Annotated in this window: 21 protein-coding genes and 1 riboswitch; of the genes, 11 read left to right on the top strand and 10 right to left on the bottom strand. The window is 71.0% G+C overall.

What is annotated here, in order from left to right:
- The 6 genes from AB0H84_RS18615 to AB0H84_RS18590 all read right to left on the bottom strand — a co-directional run.
- The coding region (locus tag AB0H84_RS18615) for a transposase (protein ID WP_357605027.1) at positions 1-782 on the bottom strand (782 nt) is incomplete at its 3' end.
- A gap of 310 nt (positions 783-1,092) precedes the next feature.
- Entirely contained in the window at positions 1,093-1,296 is a 204-nt protein-coding gene (locus tag AB0H84_RS18610; RefSeq protein WP_357605024.1) for a heavy metal-associated domain-containing protein, read from the bottom strand.
- 8 nt (positions 1,297-1,304) lie between these two features.
- Positions 1,305-2,120: an ABC transporter ATP-binding protein gene (locus tag AB0H84_RS18605; RefSeq protein ID WP_357605021.1), complete on the bottom strand. Its 816-nt coding sequence runs from the start codon at positions 2,118-2,120 to the stop codon at positions 1,305-1,307.
- Positions 2,110-3,180: an iron ABC transporter permease gene (locus AB0H84_RS18600; RefSeq protein WP_357605018.1), complete on the bottom strand. Its 1,071-nt coding sequence runs from the start codon at positions 3,178-3,180 to the stop codon at positions 2,110-2,112. Before AB0H84_RS18600 ends, AB0H84_RS18605 begins: the two co-directional genes overlap by 11 nt.
- A complete protein-coding gene (locus tag AB0H84_RS18595) occupies positions 3,173-4,240 on the bottom strand; it encodes an ABC transporter substrate-binding protein (protein ID WP_357605016.1) in 1,068 nt (355 codons plus the stop codon). Before AB0H84_RS18595 ends, AB0H84_RS18600 begins: the two co-directional genes overlap by 8 nt.
- Before the next feature lie 255 nt (positions 4,241-4,495).
- Positions 4,496-5,107: a hypothetical protein gene (locus AB0H84_RS18590; RefSeq protein WP_357605013.1), complete on the bottom strand. Its 612-nt coding sequence runs from the start codon at positions 5,105-5,107 to the stop codon at positions 4,496-4,498.
- Positions 5,108-5,333: 226 nt separating this feature from the next.
- Here AB0H84_RS18590 and AB0H84_RS18585 point away from each other — a divergent pair, with 226 nt between their 5' ends.
- The 8 genes from AB0H84_RS18585 to AB0H84_RS18550 all read left to right on the top strand — a co-directional run bounded on the left by AB0H84_RS18585 (position 5,334) and on the right by AB0H84_RS18550 (position 10,641).
- A complete protein-coding gene (locus AB0H84_RS18585; protein WP_357605072.1) occupies positions 5,334-5,717 on the top strand; it encodes a MarR family winged helix-turn-helix transcriptional regulator in 384 nt (127 codons plus the stop codon).
- Positions 5,718-5,802: 85 nt separating this feature from the next.
- Entirely contained in the window at positions 5,803-6,249 is a 447-nt protein-coding gene (locus tag AB0H84_RS18580) for a hypothetical protein (RefSeq protein ID WP_357605070.1), read from the top strand.
- Positions 6,250-6,254: 5 nt separating this feature from the next.
- A complete protein-coding gene (locus AB0H84_RS18575; protein WP_357605010.1) occupies positions 6,255-6,506 on the top strand; it encodes a hypothetical protein in 252 nt (83 codons plus the stop codon).
- A 163-nt stretch (positions 6,507-6,669) separates the two neighbouring features.
- The gene (locus AB0H84_RS18570) at positions 6,670-7,251 is read left to right on the top strand and encodes an RNA polymerase sigma factor (protein WP_357605007.1); all 582 of its coding nucleotides are present in this window, start codon (positions 6,670-6,672) and stop codon (positions 7,249-7,251) included.
- Between the two features lie 52 nt (positions 7,252-7,303).
- On the top strand, positions 7,304-7,777 hold the full coding sequence (locus AB0H84_RS18565) for a peroxiredoxin family protein (protein WP_357605004.1): 474 nt from the start codon (positions 7,304-7,306) through the stop codon (positions 7,775-7,777).
- 72 nt (positions 7,778-7,849) lie between these two features.
- Positions 7,850-8,800, top strand: coding sequence for an aminoglycoside phosphotransferase family protein (locus tag AB0H84_RS18560; RefSeq protein WP_357605001.1), 951 nt, complete (start codon positions 7,850-7,852; stop codon positions 8,798-8,800).
- A 199-nt stretch (positions 8,801-8,999) separates the two neighbouring features.
- A riboswitch (cyclic di-AMP (ydaO/yuaA leader) is annotated at positions 9,000-9,148 on the top strand.
- Between the two features lie 12 nt (positions 9,149-9,160).
- Positions 9,161-9,823: a CHAP domain-containing protein gene (locus AB0H84_RS18555; RefSeq protein WP_357604998.1), complete on the top strand. Its 663-nt coding sequence runs from the start codon at positions 9,161-9,163 to the stop codon at positions 9,821-9,823.
- A 53-nt stretch (positions 9,824-9,876) separates the two neighbouring features.
- Positions 9,877-10,641: a methyltransferase domain-containing protein gene (locus AB0H84_RS18550; RefSeq protein WP_357604995.1), complete on the top strand. Its 765-nt coding sequence runs from the start codon at positions 9,877-9,879 to the stop codon at positions 10,639-10,641.
- Between the two features lie 16 nt (positions 10,642-10,657).
- Here the strand turns inward: AB0H84_RS18550 and AB0H84_RS18545 are convergent, their stop codons facing one another.
- Both AB0H84_RS18545 and AB0H84_RS18540 read right to left on the bottom strand, forming a co-directional pair.
- The gene (locus AB0H84_RS18545; RefSeq protein ID WP_357604992.1) at positions 10,658-11,593 is read right to left on the bottom strand and encodes an NlpC/P60 family protein; all 936 of its coding nucleotides are present in this window, start codon (positions 11,591-11,593) and stop codon (positions 10,658-10,660) included.
- Between the two features lie 229 nt (positions 11,594-11,822).
- The gene (locus AB0H84_RS18540; RefSeq protein ID WP_357604989.1) at positions 11,823-12,197 is read right to left on the bottom strand and encodes a BlaI/MecI/CopY family transcriptional regulator; all 375 of its coding nucleotides are present in this window, start codon (positions 12,195-12,197) and stop codon (positions 11,823-11,825) included.
- Positions 12,198-12,270: 73 nt separating this feature from the next.
- On the opposite strand from AB0H84_RS18540, the gene AB0H84_RS18535 reads away from it, so the two are divergent.
- Positions 12,271-12,918, top strand: coding sequence for a class I SAM-dependent methyltransferase (locus AB0H84_RS18535; RefSeq protein WP_357604986.1), 648 nt, complete (start codon positions 12,271-12,273; stop codon positions 12,916-12,918).
- 27 nt (positions 12,919-12,945) lie between these two features.
- On the opposite strand, the gene AB0H84_RS18530 is transcribed toward AB0H84_RS18535, so the two are convergent.
- A complete protein-coding gene (locus AB0H84_RS18530) occupies positions 12,946-13,242 on the bottom strand; it encodes an antibiotic biosynthesis monooxygenase (protein WP_357604983.1) in 297 nt (98 codons plus the stop codon).
- Between the two features lie 121 nt (positions 13,243-13,363).
- Positions 13,364-14,215, bottom strand: coding sequence for a DUF72 domain-containing protein (locus tag AB0H84_RS18525; RefSeq protein WP_357604980.1), 852 nt, complete (start codon positions 14,213-14,215; stop codon positions 13,364-13,366).
- A 102-nt stretch (positions 14,216-14,317) separates the two neighbouring features.
- Here AB0H84_RS18525 and AB0H84_RS18520 point away from each other — a divergent pair, with 102 nt between their 5' ends.
- A complete protein-coding gene (locus tag AB0H84_RS18520) occupies positions 14,318-15,451 on the top strand; it encodes a mandelate racemase/muconate lactonizing enzyme family protein (RefSeq protein WP_357605067.1) in 1,134 nt (377 codons plus the stop codon).
- Between the two features lie 10 nt (positions 15,452-15,461).
- Positions 15,462-16,178, top strand: coding sequence for a FadR/GntR family transcriptional regulator (locus tag AB0H84_RS18515; protein ID WP_357604977.1), 717 nt, complete (start codon positions 15,462-15,464; stop codon positions 16,176-16,178).
- The last annotated feature ends 7 nt before the right edge of the window (positions 16,179-16,185 follow it).

Raw genomic sequence — 16,185 nt, 5'->3', positions numbered from 1 at the left:
GCCTTGCGCGCGCCGTCGAGGCGCTGCCTGCGCACCTTGGCGTGCAGCGCGGCCACCCGCCAGGCGGCCTTACGCCGCCGCTTGCTGCCCCGCTTCGTGCGGGCGAGGCGGCGCTGAGCATCGGCCAGACGGCCGGCGGAGGCGATCAGGTGGCGCGGGTTGGCCAGGTGCTCGCCGTCGCCCGTGGTGACCAGCGACGCCACGCCCATGTCGATCCCGGCAACCGCTCCGGTCGCGGGCAGGGGCACGGCGGGGACGTCGTCGCACGACAACACGACGTACCAGCGGGAGCCTTCCCGCTTGACGCCGATCGTCTTCACCCGGCCCTTCACGGCCCGGTGCTGGTGCACCCGCACATGTCCGATGCCGAGCAGGTAAACCCATCGCACCGGTTCGTGCGGTTGGGAGTCCCACCTCGCGCCGTTCTTGGTCGCGGGCCACTCCACGATGTCGAACCGGCCCCGGCCTTTGAAGCGCGGGTACCCGGCCTTCTGCCCGGCCCTGACTCTGCGGAACGCCGCGAACGCCCTGTCGAGACGGCGCAGGGTCTGCTGCTGGGACCCCGCCGACCAGCGGCCCTGCCCGTCAGGGTCGGCTCTGCGGATCTCTTTCAACTCCGCCGACTGCTCGCCGTAGCGGACCGTGACACCGGCCTTGGCGTAGGCGGCGCGCCGGTGCTCCAGCGCGGCGTTGTACAGCTGCCGGTGATCCTCCAGGCACTGCGTGAGCGCGGCGGCCTGCTTGCTGGTGGGGCGCAGCAGGAACGTGACCGACCTGCGCACTCCCACCCCCCACGTTCGGTAACGAGACGACCACGGTATCGGCCGGCACCGACAAAACCAGGAAGGACAGCTGTGATGCGCGGACCAGGCAGGTCAGGGCACGCTCGGGCCTTGGCGGCCCTCCCGCTCCCGATTCCCCCGACGGCTGAAGCCGCCGGTCCTCTCGGGAGCATCTGATGGCAGCCGCCGGCGACAGATCCGACAGAGCGCTGAACCCCCGTGTCATCGAGGAGAGGCGCCATGCGAGAACGGGCCCGGCGAGCGACACGACGTCATGGTCGCTCGCCGGGCCCGCAGCCGAACGCGCCGGTCAGGCGACCTGGAAGCCCGCTTCCTCGACGGCCTGGCGGATCAGGTCATCGTCCAGCGTCGAGTGGCCCGTTACGTCCATCTTGCCCGTCGGCAGATCGACGAGGACATCCGTGACGCCGGCGATCTCGCCCACCGCCGTGGTGATCGAGTTCACGCAGTGCTCGCAGTTCATGCCCTGGACGACGTACGTGCTGGTGCTCATGTCACTCCTCATAGGTGTTCGGTGCAGTGAGTGGGTTGCGGTTGGGAGGTCCTTGCGGGGGCTCGTGAGGCGACGGCGATGTGCGGGCGTCCGGTGAGGGGGTGCGGTCCGACGTGGGCGCGTACGCCGAAGACGTCCTCGATGAAGGCCGGCGTCAGCACCTCCAGGGGCGGGCCGTGGCCGGCGACGTGGCCTTCGCGCAGGACGACGACCTGGTCGGCGTAGGCGGCGGCCTGGTCGAGGTCGTGCAGGGCGGCCAGCAGCGTGAGGCCCAGGGAGCGGATCAGGTCCAGCAGGAGGAGCTGGGAGCCGACGTCCAGGTGGTTGGTAGGTTCGTCGAGGACCAGCAGCGGCGCCTGTTGGGCCAGGGCGCGGGCGAGCAGGACGCGTTGCCGCTCGCCGCCCGACAGAGTGGTCAGCAGCCGGTCGGCGGCCCACTCCATGCCGACCCGTTCCAGGGCAGTGACGACCACCGCGCGGTCGGCCGCGCTGTCCCGGTCGAGCAGCCGTTTGTGGCTGTGGCGGCCGGTGGCGACGACCTCGGCGACGGACAGCTGGTCGGCGACCTGGTTGTGCTGGGGGAGCACGGCGCGGTGGCGGGCGGCCTGGCGCGGCCCCATCCGCCACAGGTCCTGCCCGTCCAGCCGGACCACGCCGCCGGACGGGCGCAGCGACCGGTAGACGGTACGCAGCAGCGTGGACTTGCCGCTGCCGTTGGGGCCGACGAGCGCGACGAACTCGCCGGGCCCCGCGGTCAGGGTCACGTCGTTGACGATGGGACGGGCGTCGATGTGGGCGCTGACGCCGGCCAGGTCAAGTCGCATGAGTGCCTCCGGTCGATCGGCGGCGCAGCAGCCAGAGGAAGAACGGCACGCCGAGCCCGGTGGTGAAGATGCCGACCGGCAGCTCGTTGGGCCGGTCGGCGATGCGGGCGGCCAGGTCCACCAGCACCAGGAAGAGCGCCCCGGTCAGCAGGGAGACCGGCAGCAGGCGGCGGTGGTCGGCGCCGACGACGAATCGGATCGCGTGCGGGATCATCAGCCCGATGAAGCCGATGCCGCCGACGACGCTGACCACGGTGGCCGTGAGCAGCGACCCGGCCACCAGCAGCCCGATCCTGAGCGTCGCGACCGGCACGCCGATGGCGACGGCGGCTTCCTCGCCGGCCAGCAGCGCGTTCAGCGCGCGGCCCTGCAGGAGCAGCCAGAGCAGGCAGCCGGCGATGAGCAGGGCGGGCACGGTCAGGTCGGTCCAGGAGGCGCCGGCGACGCTGCCCATGAGCCAGAACATCATGCCCTGCAGCTCTGTGGGGTTGAGCTGGAGCTGCACGAACGTGGTGGCCGCGGTGCAGAGGTAGCCGACGGCGACGCCGGTCAGCACCAGCCAGGAGTCCAGCAGCCGTCCCGCGCGCTGGGCCAGGACGTACACCAGCAGGGCCGACAGCATGGCGGCGGCGAAGGCGGCGCCCGTGACGCCGAGCGCCCCGGCCAGCGCGGTGCTGCCGAGCGCGGGGACCAGCACGGCCCCGAGGGAGGCCGCCGAGGAGACGCCCAGCACGTACGGGTCGGCGAGCGGGTTGCGTACCAGGGACTGCAGCGCGACCCCGGCCACCGACAGGCCGGCCCCGGCGAGCGCGGCCAGCAGCGCGCGCGGGGCGCGGATCTCCCAGACGACCTGGCTGAGCAGCGGGTCCGCCTGCGCGCCCCTACCGGACAGATGCGCCCAGACCACACCCCAGACCTGGCCGAGCGGGAGGTTGACCGAACCGATGGAGATGCCCACCACCAGCGCCGCGACCAGGCCGGCGGCCAGGGCGGCCAGCAACAGCCCGGTCGCCGGCCCGGAGACGAGATGCGGGCGCCGGGACGTCAGGGTGTCACTCACCGGGGTGGACCACCTTGGAGATCTTCTCCACGGCCCAGGCGTTGAGCGGGCCGAGGTACACGCCGTCGGAGACCACCGTGTACGTCTTGGACCTGGACGCGGCCCACTGCGGGTAGGCGGCGAACAGCCTGGCCGCCTCCTGGTCGCCGTTCTCGTCCGGGGTGAACAGCCCGACCACGAGCACGTCGACCTGGGCGGTGGCGAGCTGCTCCTTGTTGAGGGTGCGGGTCATGTCCGCGGTCTGCCCGGCGAACGCGTTGACGGCGCCGGCGGCCTTGATGACGTCGTCGTAGATGCCGCCGGTCATCACGGCGGGCAGTCCGTTGGCGTTCATCATGGACATGCCGGGATAGGCGATGAGCACCTTTCTGGGCGGCATGCCGGCGACGCGGGTGCGTACGGCCTCGACGCGGGCGCGGAGCTTGCCGATCAGGTCGAGCGCGCGGTCCTGGACGTCGAAGATCCGGCCCAGCAGGGCGATGAACTCCAGCGAGGAGTTGATCGACTGGTTGCGGTAGGCGCGCCGCTCCTCCTCGGTGGCCTCGGGCTTGCCCATCGCGCAGTTGACCGGGTTGACCAGCGAGGTGATCCCGGCGGCGGCGAGCTGCTCACGGGTGGCGAACCCGTTCTTGGCGTCGAACCCGCCGGACCAGGTGGACACCACCAGGTCGGGCTTGAGCTTGAGCACCTGCTCGGCGGGGACGTCGAAGTTCTTGTTCATCGTCAGCCCGCCGGTCGGCAGCGCCTTGATCTTGCCGATCATGGACGGGTCGTCGGAGACGCCGTAGCTCTGGGCGTTGGCGAGGACGGCCTTGTCGAGGCCGAGCATGATGAAGCTCTCCACCTCGCCCACGCTGGTCCCGTTCAGGATCAGTACGCGCTGCGGCGGCCGTTGGAAGGTGACCCGCGTTCCGCAGTTGTCGAAGCTCAGGGGATAGCCGGTCCGTCCGGCGGCGGACGTGGTGGAGAGCTCTATGGAGCCGCGGTCGGAGCCGCCGGGGGCACCGCAGGCGGCGGCGGTCAGGGCCACGAGCGCGGCCAGGACGATGACAGATTTCATGCGTGTGCGCTTTCTGGGGGTCGGGTCTGGAGAAGCGCACGCCGCGGCAGGCCACGGAGGTGGCCGGCGCGGCGGCGCCCGGCTGGTGGCCGGAAGACCCACAGATGGCGGAACGAGATCGCACGGCCAGGGCAGGCGTCTGCTCAACGGCGCGCTGAAACCCAGGTGCGGCACTCAGCGGCGCGACCTGTTACGGCACGCTGGATTGGCGCAGCCTGACGAGCCGGCTGGGACAGCCGGCACACGATCTCCGGATCACATGACCACTGCGGGTCCGGCCGGCCCTCCGGGCGGCCCCCGCAGCACGAGGACATGCTTCAGGAACAGCCGGATACGCGCGCCCTCGTCCTCGCGCGCCCGCGGGACCGCCCGCGGCCGGGTGGAGCTCCATCCGGCCGCCATGAGGAACAGGACCAGCAGCGGGCGCAGCACCCATCCGGCCAGCTGCCGGACCAGGGCGCACAGGCCCGCCTCCAGCCAGCGCAGCCAGACGGAGGTGAGCACCACGCTGGCCGCGTGCACGAGCAGCATCCCGAAGCTGGGGAAGCCCGTGGCCTCCGTGTGGTGCATCCCGCTCATCCCGGCCATGTCCGCACAGTGGGCCGCCGCGGCCTGCCGGCTGGAGCTCTGGCTGAGCAGGATGTGCAGGACGACCTGCGACGCGGCCGTCGCGGGGAGGATGGAGGCCAGCGTGCGTTCGCGTCCGGTCAGGGCCAGCGCGGGCAGCAGGAGGAGCAGGAAGCCGCTCGCCGCCGCCGCCGGGTCGAAGGACCCTCCGCCGGCCAGGTGTCCGAGCGTGGCGAGAGCGGCGCACGTGACGGCGAAGCTCGCCGCGCGCACCCACCTCACCACAGAGAACGGACCCATCGTGGCCAGATCCTCCCACACTCTCGCCCAGGTCTGGAGATCAGACGACCCTCGCCGCCGCCGGGTCAGGACGGCGGGCCGCGAAGAGGGATACGCGGCCCGCCCTCGCCCGGTTCGGCCGCGGCGGCAGATCAGGAACTTCTCGTGGTGGTGCCACACTGGTGGGGTGAGTGACGACGGTCGCCCTGCCCCGCCAGTGACCAGCGTCTCCATCGTGGTGCTGACGATGGCCAGGCGCATCGAGAACGAGCTCGGCTCCGCTCTCGCGCCGCTGGGCCTGACGGTCAGCCGGCTGGGGCTGCTGGGGCACATCGCCGGTGTGCCCGGCGCGTCGTACAGCGATCTGGCCCGCATGTCGGGCATCACGGTGCAGAGCGTGCACGCCGCGGTGAAGGCGCTGGTGGCGGCGGGGCTGGTGCGCGACCACACCGTACGCGCGGGCTCGGCCTCCGTGATCGAGCTGACGCCGGACGGCTCCCGCCTGCTCCGGGCCGCCACGGACGCGGTGGGCGAGGTCGACGAGCGGCTGTTCGGCCCAGCGGCCGACCCCATCCAGCGCCGGATCGGCCAGGCGGTCCTCGCCGCCTTCAGGGGCGAATCGGCCGGCTGAGGGGCTCTCGAGCAAGCCAACCTTCAGGGCGGCTGAAGCATGCCCTAAGCTTCAGGCAGCCTGAAGGTTGGAGGAAGAAATGTTGCTGGAACATGTCCTGCTCTCCGTGCACGTGCTGGGCAGCATCGTGTTCGTCGGGGGCTCGGCCGTGGCGACGAGCCTGTTCCCCCGCTACGCGCCCGCGGCGGGCGGAGAGGGGCGCAGCAGGGACGTCGCCGTCGCCCTGCACCGCATCACCGGCGGTTATGCCGCGTTCGGCCTCATCGTGCCGCTGGTCGGAATGGTCATGGCAGGCGTCCAGGGGCGGATGGGCGAGATCTGGATCATCGTCTCCATGGCCCTCACCGCTGCCGCGGCCCTGCTGCTCGCCACGCAGATCTACCCGCGCCAGCGTCAGGCGCTCGCCGACCCCGGCGACGGCGACCCCGCACGGCTGCGGCGGCTGAGCATGCTCGCCGGCTTCTACAACCTGACGTGGGCGATCGTCGTGGTCCTGATGATCGCACGGCCCGGCTCCGGCGCGGGCGCGTGAGGCCCATGCGCCTGCTGCGGATCGCCGCCGCCGCCGAGCTGAGCACGCTGCTCGTCCTGCTCGCGAACCTGCTCACCGTGCACGCCAAGGCCATCACCACCCTCTGCGGCCCGCTGCACGGCGTCTCCTACGTGGCCGTCATCGCGGCCACCTCCCTCGCCTCCTCCACGGCGCCGAACGGCGCCCTGTGGCGGGCCTTCATCCCCGGAATCGGCGGCCTGCTCGCCCAGCGCGCCCTGGGCGTACGGCGAGGCTGACATGACGGACCGCTGACGACGGCCTACGTGGCCAGGCGCCGCCTCGTCCTGCCCGAGCGCGGCGCTTCAGGTCCGAAGCACCCGCCGGTGCCGGCCTGGTGAATCCTTTTGCGGGGTGGGGGCCTCTTATGGGGTGATGACCACGCTGACAAGGAGATGGGGTATGGACGTGGCTGACCGCTCGTGGGCGAGCGCGCAGCTCATCGAGGCCGCGCAGGCCGGTGATCGCGAGTCGATCACCGCGGTGATCCACGGTGCCCATGTGCACGTGCGGCGCTTCGCGGAGCATCTCTGTGCGTCCCCGCAGGACGCCGAGGACGCCGCGCAGGAAGCGTTGATCATCCTCTACCGGAAGATCGGCTCTCTGCGCGCCACGGGGGCGCTGGCATCGTGGATGTTCAGAATCGTCCGGAACGAGTGCCTGCGCCGCGCGCGACTGCTGTTCGACCGCGATGCGGAGGCCGGCGCCGATCTGGCCACCTCGGCCGAGGACGAGGCCATCCGGCGGCTGGAAGCCGAACTCGTCGCGCAGGCGATCAGGGAGCTCCCCGATGTGCAGCGCAGAGTGCTGATCATGCGGGACGTACTGGGCTACCCGGGCCGGAGGGTCGCGGAGGTGCTCGGCCTGAGCAACGCCGCCATGAAGTCCCAGCTGCACCGGGCTCGCACCCGGCTGCGGCTCAGCCTGGGCGACCTGACCGGCCCCGCCGGGGGACCGCATGACCCCGAAGCCGCCGGCGCCTGACCTGAGCCGAGCCGCATTTCCACAGTCCCGAGCTTGAAGAGGGAGTTCCGCCATGCTTGAAACCGGATCGCCTGCGCCCGACGTGGTGCTGGAGGACACCGACGGCCAGGCCGTGCGCCTGTCCGGCCATCGGGGCGGTCATGCCTCGCTGATCTATTTCATGCGCTCGACGTCGTGCCCGGTCTGCAACAGGCACGTCCAAGACCTCATCCGGCGCCGCGACGAGCTCGCGGCCCACGACGTCCAGGTGTTCGTCGCGGTTCCTGAGGACCGTAAGGAAGCGGCCGCGTGGAAGGCCGAGCGCCAGGTGCCGTTCCCCGTCCTCGTAGGGCGCCGGGGGACCCCGCACGAGATGATCGGCCTGAGCAGGAAGGTCTTCGGCTCACTGCAGCAGTCAGGCAGCGTCCTCATCGACTCCCAGGGCGTCATCCGCCACGCCCACGGCGCCACCCTGCCCACCGGCGGCTACGACAAGAAAGGGATCCTTGCCGCGGTGGAGGGTCTTCGCGCCGGCGGAGGCCGCTGACGGCGAACCGGGCGGGAGCCCGCCGCCGGCGGCCTGTTCCCGCTGTATCAGCCTGGCGCGTAAGGTGCCCGAATGATCGAGATACCCGAGGCGTTCGCCCAGAGCACCGTCGAGCGTGAAGGAGAGCCCGGAGCGGCGTGGCTCGCCGAGTTGCCGGCGATCGTGGAGGAGCTGCTGGAGCGCTGGGGAGGCGTGCCGGACGGTGCGGTCATGCACGGGGGCGTCGGGGTCATCGTCCCGGTGCGCCGGCGGGGCGGCGCGGGAGCCGCCGTGCTGAAGGTGTCGTTTCCGCATCCCGGCAACGTCCATGAGCCGGACGCCTTCGCGGCGTGGGAGGGGCGCGGGGCCGTGCTGCTGCACGAGCGCGACGACGAGCGGTTCGCCATGCTGCTCGAGCGGGCACGGACGTCGACGCTGGCGGAGGTCGAAGACGGCGACGAGGTGGTGACGGTCGCAGGGCGGATCAACCGCCGGCTGGCCGTCCCCGCGCCGCCCGGCCTGCTTCGGCTGCGGGAGCAGGCGGACACCTGGGAGCAGGGGCTACGCCGGGATGCCGAGGAACTGGCGCACACGCTGCCGCCGTACGCGGTGGACGCCGCCGTGGCGACCGTCCGCGAGCTGGGCCACGTCCAGCCGGACACCCTCGTCCACGGCGACCTCCATCCCAGGAACATCCTGCGCGCCGACCGTGAGCCATGGCTGGCCGTCGACCCCAAGGGGTACGTCGGAGACCCCGCTTACGACGGCGGCACCCTGCTCAAGTCGCGCGCGTTGACGCTCCTCGAGGCGGATGACCCGCACAAGGCCCTCCGTCGCACGCTGGACGTCTTCGCCGAGGCGGCGGAGCTCGATCGGGAACGCGTCCAGCGCTGGGCCCAGTTCCATGCCGTGCAGGCCGCGTTCTGGGGCCGCCGGCACGGATTCCGCATAGCCCGGGGCGGGCCCCGCTTGGACTGGCTCACCGAACTCGCGGACCGCCTGGCGGAGTCGCTCACGGACGGCTCGGCCGGCCGCAAGGTCTAGAAAGGACAAAGAGCAAGTAGTCAATCTTCTATATTGCGGGTGTTTCGCGCGAATATTCGCCGGTGCTGCTTGCAGCTATATATGCCATTCGAATACTTTCGTGCTACTTAGGCGTATCTGCGGCAGGACCAGACGCCGCACGGCGCCTTCCCGCATTGCCCAGACCGCGCTTCACCTGCGCGAACGACTTCGCGTAGCGGTCGCGCGGCCGCCGAATCCGCGAGCTCGCGGAACCGGGGACCCACCGTTTCTCTGGGGTGAATCGGCGCGCCTCCGCACGAGGCGCCCATAGGGCACTTCCACGCCCGAACCCGTCAGCTAACCCGGTAGGCGGCATGGAAGCAAGGAGCAATACGCCCTATGGTGAAGAACATCTTCACGGGTGCCCTGCAGACCGGAAACCTTTCCCGCCTCGCCCTGTGCATGAGCGTCGCTGTGGGCGCGGTCCTCGCCGGTACGCCGGCCTTCGCGGTCCATCGCCGGCCCGAGACGCGATCGTCGCAATGGGGCACCGTCCAGAAGGCTCCCGGCCAGGTGAGCGCGGAGGAAGTGATCAGAATCGCCGAGTCCCAGATCGGCGTGACGGAGAACGCCGCAGGCGGCGGAACCCCGTTCCAGAGCTGGTACATGTCCTCGCCCCGGGCGGCGGAGACGGCGGCCCGCGACGGCAGCACGCTGCAGTCCTACGCCAACGCCCCATGGTGTGCCATGTTCGTTGCCTGGGTCGGTGAGAAGGCCGGCGCCCGGCCGACCATTGGCTGGGACTCCTACACCGTCACCTGGGCCAGATGGTTCGTGGCCAACAGGCGCTGGGGCACCGTACCCAGGCCCGGTGCCGTGGTCTTCTTCGCCTGGCACACGAGGAGCATCAGCGGCATCGACCACATGGGCCTGGTCAAGCAGGACAACCGGAACGGCACGATCACCACGATCGAGGGCAACACGGACGACGGCCGGGTGGAGGAGCGGATCCGGCCCACGTCCCAGGTGGTCGGCTACGGCTATCCGCAGTACAAGCCCTGACGAGCCCGCCTGCGGTTGACTTCATGTCGACCTTAAGTCGCATGCTGTCCGGCATGTCGCACAACATTGCCGCAGAAGCGGACGTCGCCGCCATGATCGCGTTGCTGGACGCCACCGAAACCCTTCCCGGCGCCGCGGAGCTGCGTACGCGCTCCTACGAGCTGCTGGCTCTCCCGCCGGGCGCCGGCGTCGTCGACGTCGGATGCGGAGCCGGTCGGGCGGTGGCCGAACTGGCCGAACGCGGGGCGCGGGCGGTCGGCGTGGACGTCGTCGACCGGACGGTGGCGCTGGCCGCGCAGCGGTGGCCCGGGCGCGATTTCCGTACGGGGGACGCCTACAGCCTGCCCTTCGAGGACGGTGAGCTCGCGGGCTACCGCGCGGACAAGGTCTATCACGAGATCGACGACCCGGCCCGCGCGCTGCGGGAGGCCAGGCGGGTGCTGGCCGACGGCGGGCACATCGTCCTGCTGGGCCAGGACTGGGACACGGTCGTCATCGACTCCGGCCATCCGGCTCTCACCAGGAGGATCGTGCACGCTCGCGCCGACCTCACCCCGGCGCCGCGAGCCGCCCGCGGCTATCGCAACCTCCTGCTGGACGCCGGCTTCGAGGACGTCACCGTGGAGGTGCACACCGCCGTGTTCACCCACGCGCTGACGCTGTCCATGCTGTCGGGGTTCGCCGAGGCGGTGCGGGGGGCGGGCGCCATCACCGAAGAGGAGGCGGCGGTCTGGCTCGCCGATCAGGAGGAGCGGTCGCGCTCCGGGCGCGGCTTCGTCGCCCTGCCCGTCTTCGTCTCTTCCGGGCGGCGGGTGTGACCCCGCCGTCGGCCTGCTACGGGCGGACCGCGCCGAGGAGGCGGGTACGCCAGTAGTCGTCGAGGTCGACGACCTTGATGACGTCTCCGGTCTGGGGCGCGTGGACCATCTTGCCGTTGCCGGCGTACATGCCCATGTGCCCCAGCCCTTTGCTGAAGAGCAGGTCTCCGGGCTGCAGCCGGTCGAGCGGGACGCGGCGGTCGCTTCCCCAGCCCCACTGCGTCCAGGTGGTGCGGGGCAGCTCGACGCCCGCGCGTCGCCAGGCGGCCTGGGTCAGGCCGGAGCAGTCGTACGAGCCCGGCCCGGTGCCGCCGTACCGGTACGGCTTGCCCACCTGGGCGAAGGCGAACTGCAGGGCTAAGCGGGCGTTGCCGGAGGCCGGGCCGGTGTACTCGATGCCGGGGCTGTTGGGGTCGCCGGTCTTGAAGGCGCCCAGCCTGCGCAGGAGCTTGGTCTGCTCCTTGACCAGCTTGTCGACCTTCGCCTTCTCGTCGCCCACCTTGTCGCGGGCGGTGTCGGCCTCCGCCAGGAGGCGCTTGGCCTCGTTGCGGCGATCGCGCAGCTCCTTGGTGGCCGCGTCGTAGGCCTGGATCTTCGCCGCCCTGGCCTCGGCGATCTGCTGGAGGGAGGCCATGTTGCCCAGCAGCGCCTCCGGGTCGCCCTGGCCGACGAGCCGGCTCCAGAGCGGGTACGGGCCCGACTGGTAGTCGTTGACCGCCGCCGTGACGAGGTCCCGCCGGAGGGCGTCGGCCCGGGCGTCCTTGAGGCCCAGCTCGGCGTTGAGGGCGCCGTACTTCTTCTTGGCGCTCGTGTACGTCTCCGTGGCCTGGTTGTACTTCTCGACCAGCTGGTCGGCCTGCTCGTTCAGCTTCACCAGCTTGGCCCTGGCCCTGGCGGGCGACGGCTCGGCGAGGGCGGCGCCCGGGGCGGCGATCGATGCGGCCAGTGTCAAGGCTGCGGCTGGTGCTGTCCGCCAGAGCCATATCGGCACGGCCACTACGATGCCTCCTCGTAAATCATCGAACCTGAGGCGCCATAGTACAGAAGGTTGACCGGCTCATCGGCCTGTTCGCGGCAGACGGGCGGCACGGTGGCCATGGGCGATGGCACCGGCATGAAGTGGCCGCAAGCCCCATTAAGCTACTACGGGATTACGTAGAACCCGGTGACGATCGGCGCCGTCACGATCTGCGCCCGTTCGGCGGGTACACCTGGAGCGCCGCCTCCAGAGCGCTCGCCTCCTCGGGGGTGAGCCGCTCGAGGAAGTGCACCAGCGTGGCCGCCCGGTTGCCGCTCCTGGCGAGGGAGTCGCGCATCACGTCGGCGGTGTAGGCCTCCTTGGACGACACCGCTTCGTAGATGTACGCCCGCCCGACCGGCTTCCGCTTGAGCAGGCCCTTGGTGTGGAGCTTGTCCATCACGGTCATCACCGTGGTGTAGGCCAGGGGGCGCTCCTTCCGGAGATGCTCCAGGACGTCCCTGACGGAGGCGGGCTCCTTGATGGCCCACATGCGATCCATGATCGTGGACTCGAGCTCTCCCAGGCCACGCACCATCCGACGCCCCCTCCACCTGCGGTCGACGCAATGCTACCGCCGATCGTAGATGCGGCCGGGGTAGAAATCAGTCATGACGTCCGACGAGCGCACCGACCGCCTACGCCGCTACTGGGACAAGCACGCGCACTCGTACGACCAGCAGATGAGCTTCTTCGACCGGCACTTCTTCGGCGACACCCGCGCCTGGATCTGCTCCCAGGCAACCGGCGACGCCCTCGAAGTGGCCGTCGGCACCGGGCTCAACCTCCCGCACTACCCGCAGGGCGTACGGCTGACCGGGATCGAGTGGAGCCCGGCCATGCTCGACCGCGCCCGGCAGCGGGCCGCCGGCCTCGGGCTGAAGGCCGACCTGCGCGAGGGCGACGCTCAGACGCTCGACTTCGCCGACGGCGCCTTCGACACCGTCGTGTGCACCTTCTCCCTGTGCTCCATCCCGGACCACCGCCGGGCGGTCACCGAGATGGTCCGCGTGCTGCGGCCCGGCGGGCTCCTCCTGCTCGCCGACCACGTCGCCGCCTCGTCCTGGCCCGCCCGCGCCGTGCAGCGCCTGCTCGAGCTCATCACCGTTCCCCTGGGCGGCGAGCACTTCCTGCGCCGCCAGTTCGACCAGGTGCGCGAGCACGGCCTCACCGTCGAGCGCCATGACCGATTCAAGATCGACATGGTGGAGCGCTTCGCGGCCCGCAAGCCCGTCAGGGACGCCCCGACCCCGTCATAGACCGCGGCCCGGGGATGGCGGGGCGGCTTATCGTACGGGGACGCCGAGCTCGCGGCCCCGGTAGAAGCCCTCGCGTTCCTCGAGGACGTAAGGGGCCATGGCCTCACGCCGGCGCGTCTCGGCCTCGGAGCCCCGCCAGGAGTCGCAGGACTCCCTGGAGTCCCAGAACGACACCCCGGTGATCTCGCCCCCGTCCTCGGACCAGTAGGCGTACGCATGGCGCAGCCCCTCCGGGTACGGGTCCGGGCGCCATGCCCTCTCGAATTCCTCCAACGCGCCCGGCTTGATGCGGCGCGTCGTCACCCAGACGAAGTGCTCCCTCATCGCAGCCTCCTCTGCACCGCCGATTCGGCTTGATGGCGCTCTCTCCCTCCACCATAGGCTCCGCGACGGGGGAGCCTGGTGCCGGGTCACGCGCGCTCCCCAAGCCGTGGGCGACCGTCGGCTAGAAGAGGGTCAACGGGTCCATCGGCTCGGGCTCGGGCAGGGGAGCCAGCTCCGGCAGGCGGGTGCGTACCGCCTCGTGGAAGGCGCGGGCCAGCTGCGGCGCGTCGGCGTTGTCGGGCGTGTGCAGGAAGAACGTGGGGGAGCGGCCCTCCCGCAGCCACTCCGTGACCGTCTCCAGCCACGCCTGCCAGCCCTCGACCGTACGGGACTCCGCGTCCCGCCCCAGGTAGCGGACGATCGGGTGGGCCGTGAGGGCGCGCGTGCGGCGGGGGACGCGGGGTTTCTTGGTCCAGGCGTCGCGTTCGGCGTCGCTGGTCGGCGGGCTCTGGAAGAGGGTCGTGGTGTCGAAGGGGACCCACTCGGCGTCCACGGCCGCAAGGACGCGTTCGAGGAGCCGTTCCGACCGCTCGTCCTCGAAGAACGCGCGGTGGCGCACCTCGACGGCGTACCGGTGGGAGCGGGGGAGGCGGCGGAGGAAGGCGGCCAGGACGCCGAGGTCGGCCGGCGCGAACGAGCCGGGAAGCTGCACCCAGAGGGCGTGGGCTCTGGGCCCCAGCGGCTCGATCGCGTCCAGGAAGAAGTGCAGGTCCTCCTCGATGCCGGTGAGGCGGCGCTCGTGCGTGATGGTCTTGGGCAGCTTGACGACGAAGCGGAAGTCCGGCGCGGTCTGGCGGGCCCAGGACTCGACCGTGCTCCTCGTCGGGGTCGCGTAGAAGGTCGTGTTGCCCTCCACGGCGTCGCACCAGGTCGCGTAGGAGCGCAGGCGCTCACCGGCAGGGAGCTGCTCGGGGAGGAAACGACCTGGCCAGCGCGCGTGCGTCCACATCGCGCATCCCACATGAAGCCGCATGGCTCGACGGTATCGGAGATCCACCCGGGCAAGTTGTCATACGAGTGACAGCTTCGTATGATGACTGACGACATCCCGCCCGCCGACCCGCTTGGACCCGCCATGGCCGCCGATCGCATCCGTCACGTCTCGCTCTCCACCGTCACGCTTCCGCTGGACGTCCCCATCAGCGACGCCAAGGTGCTCACCGGCCGGCAGAAGCCGATGACCGAGATCGCCTTCCTCTTCGCCGAGATCACGACAGAGGAGGGGCGTCAGGGCACCGGCTTCAGCTACTCCAAGAGGGCAGGCGGTCCGGCGCAGTACGCCCACGCCAAGGAGGTCGGGGCGAATCTCCTCGGCCAGGACCCCTCCGACATCGGCAAGGTCTACGACGTGCTGCTCTGGGCGGGCGCGTCGGTGGGCCGTTCCGGGGTGGCCACGCAGGCGCTGGCCGCGATCGACATCGCGCTCTGGGACCTGAAGGCCAAGCGTGCCGGGCTGCCGCTGGCGAAGCTGCTGGGGGCCTATCGCGACTCGGTCAGGACGTACAACACCTCGGGTGGCTTCCTGCACGCGCCGATCGAGGAGGTCAAGGCGCGTGCGAGCCAGTCGCTCGCGGACGGCATCGGCGGGATCAAGATCAAGGTGGGGCAGCCGGACACGAAGGAGGACCTGCGGCGGCTGGCGGCGGTCAGGGAGCACATCGGGGACGATGTGCCGCTGATGGTCGATGCCAATCAGCAGTGGGATCGGGCGACGGCGTTGCGGTTCGGGCGGGCGGTGGAGGAGTTCGGGCTCGTGTGGATCGAGGAGCCGCTGGACGCCTATGACGCCGAGGGGCACGCGCAGCTGGCCGCCGCCCTGGACACGCCGATCGCCACCGGTGAGATGCTCTCCAGCGTCGCCGAGCACGTCCGCCTCATCGAGGCGCGCGCGGCCGACATCATCCAGCCGGACGCCCCGCGCGTCGGCGGCATCACGCCCTTCCTCCGTCTGGCCGCCCTCGCCGACCACGCGGGGCTGCAGCTGGCGCCCCACTTCGCCATGGAGATCCATCTCCACCTGGCCGCCGCCTACCCGCGCGAGCCCTGGGTCGAGCACTTCGAATGGCTCAACCCGCTCTTCAACGAGCGGCTCGAGACCCGTGACGGCCGGATGATCGTTCCGGACCGGCCCGGGCTCGGCTTCACGCTCAGCGAGCAGTGCCGGAAGTGGACCGTTGACAGCGTCGAGTTCAGAGCCGGCGCCCGGTAGGTTGTGAGCCGTGCCGCCAGATCAGAGGCTCGATCGCGACAGCGGGCGCGGGCTCGCGCATGAGCTCGTCGAACGACTCAAGGCGCGCATCCTCGCCGGCGAGATCCCGCCCGGCCAGAAGCTGCCGACCGAGTCCTCGCTCGTCGAGGAGTTCGGCGTGAGCCGTACGGTGGTCCGCGAGGCCATCTCGCGGCTCCAGGCGGCGGGCCTCGTCGAGACCTTCCAGGGGCGTGGCTCGTTCGTGCTGGCCGTGCCCGCCTCCACGGCCTTCTCCGTGGCGGCCTCGGAGATCCGCACGCACCGCGACGTGCTCGACATGATCGATTTCCGGATCGGCGTCGAGTCGGAGTCGGCGGGCCTGGCCGCGGAGCGCCGTACCGACCTGCAGCTCAAGGCCATCGAACGGGCCCTGGTCGACCTAGGGCGCTCCGGCGAGCAGCCCAGCAGCGCCGTCGAGGCCGACTTCCAGTTCCACCTGAAGATCGCGCTCGCCTCGGGCAACCGGTTCTACTCCGACCTGCTGGCGTCGTTCGGGCCGATGGTGATCATGCTGCCGCGCACGCGGCTGGAGCCCCCGTACACGGTGTCGAACGCCACCCACCTCACCCGGGTGACGCTGGAGCACGAGAACATCTACCGGGCCATCGCCGACCAGGACGCGGCGGCGGCCCGCGCCGCGATGCGGCTCCACCTGTCCAACTCCCGGGCCCGCCTCCAAGCCCCCTAGTCAGCCG

Source organism: Nonomuraea sp. NPDC050786, assembly GCF_040654115.1.
Lineage (GTDB): Bacteria > Actinomycetota > Actinomycetes > Streptosporangiales > Streptosporangiaceae > Nonomuraea.
Note: the sequence above shows the minus strand (reverse complement) of the source record. Positions and strands in the feature narration are given on the sequence as shown.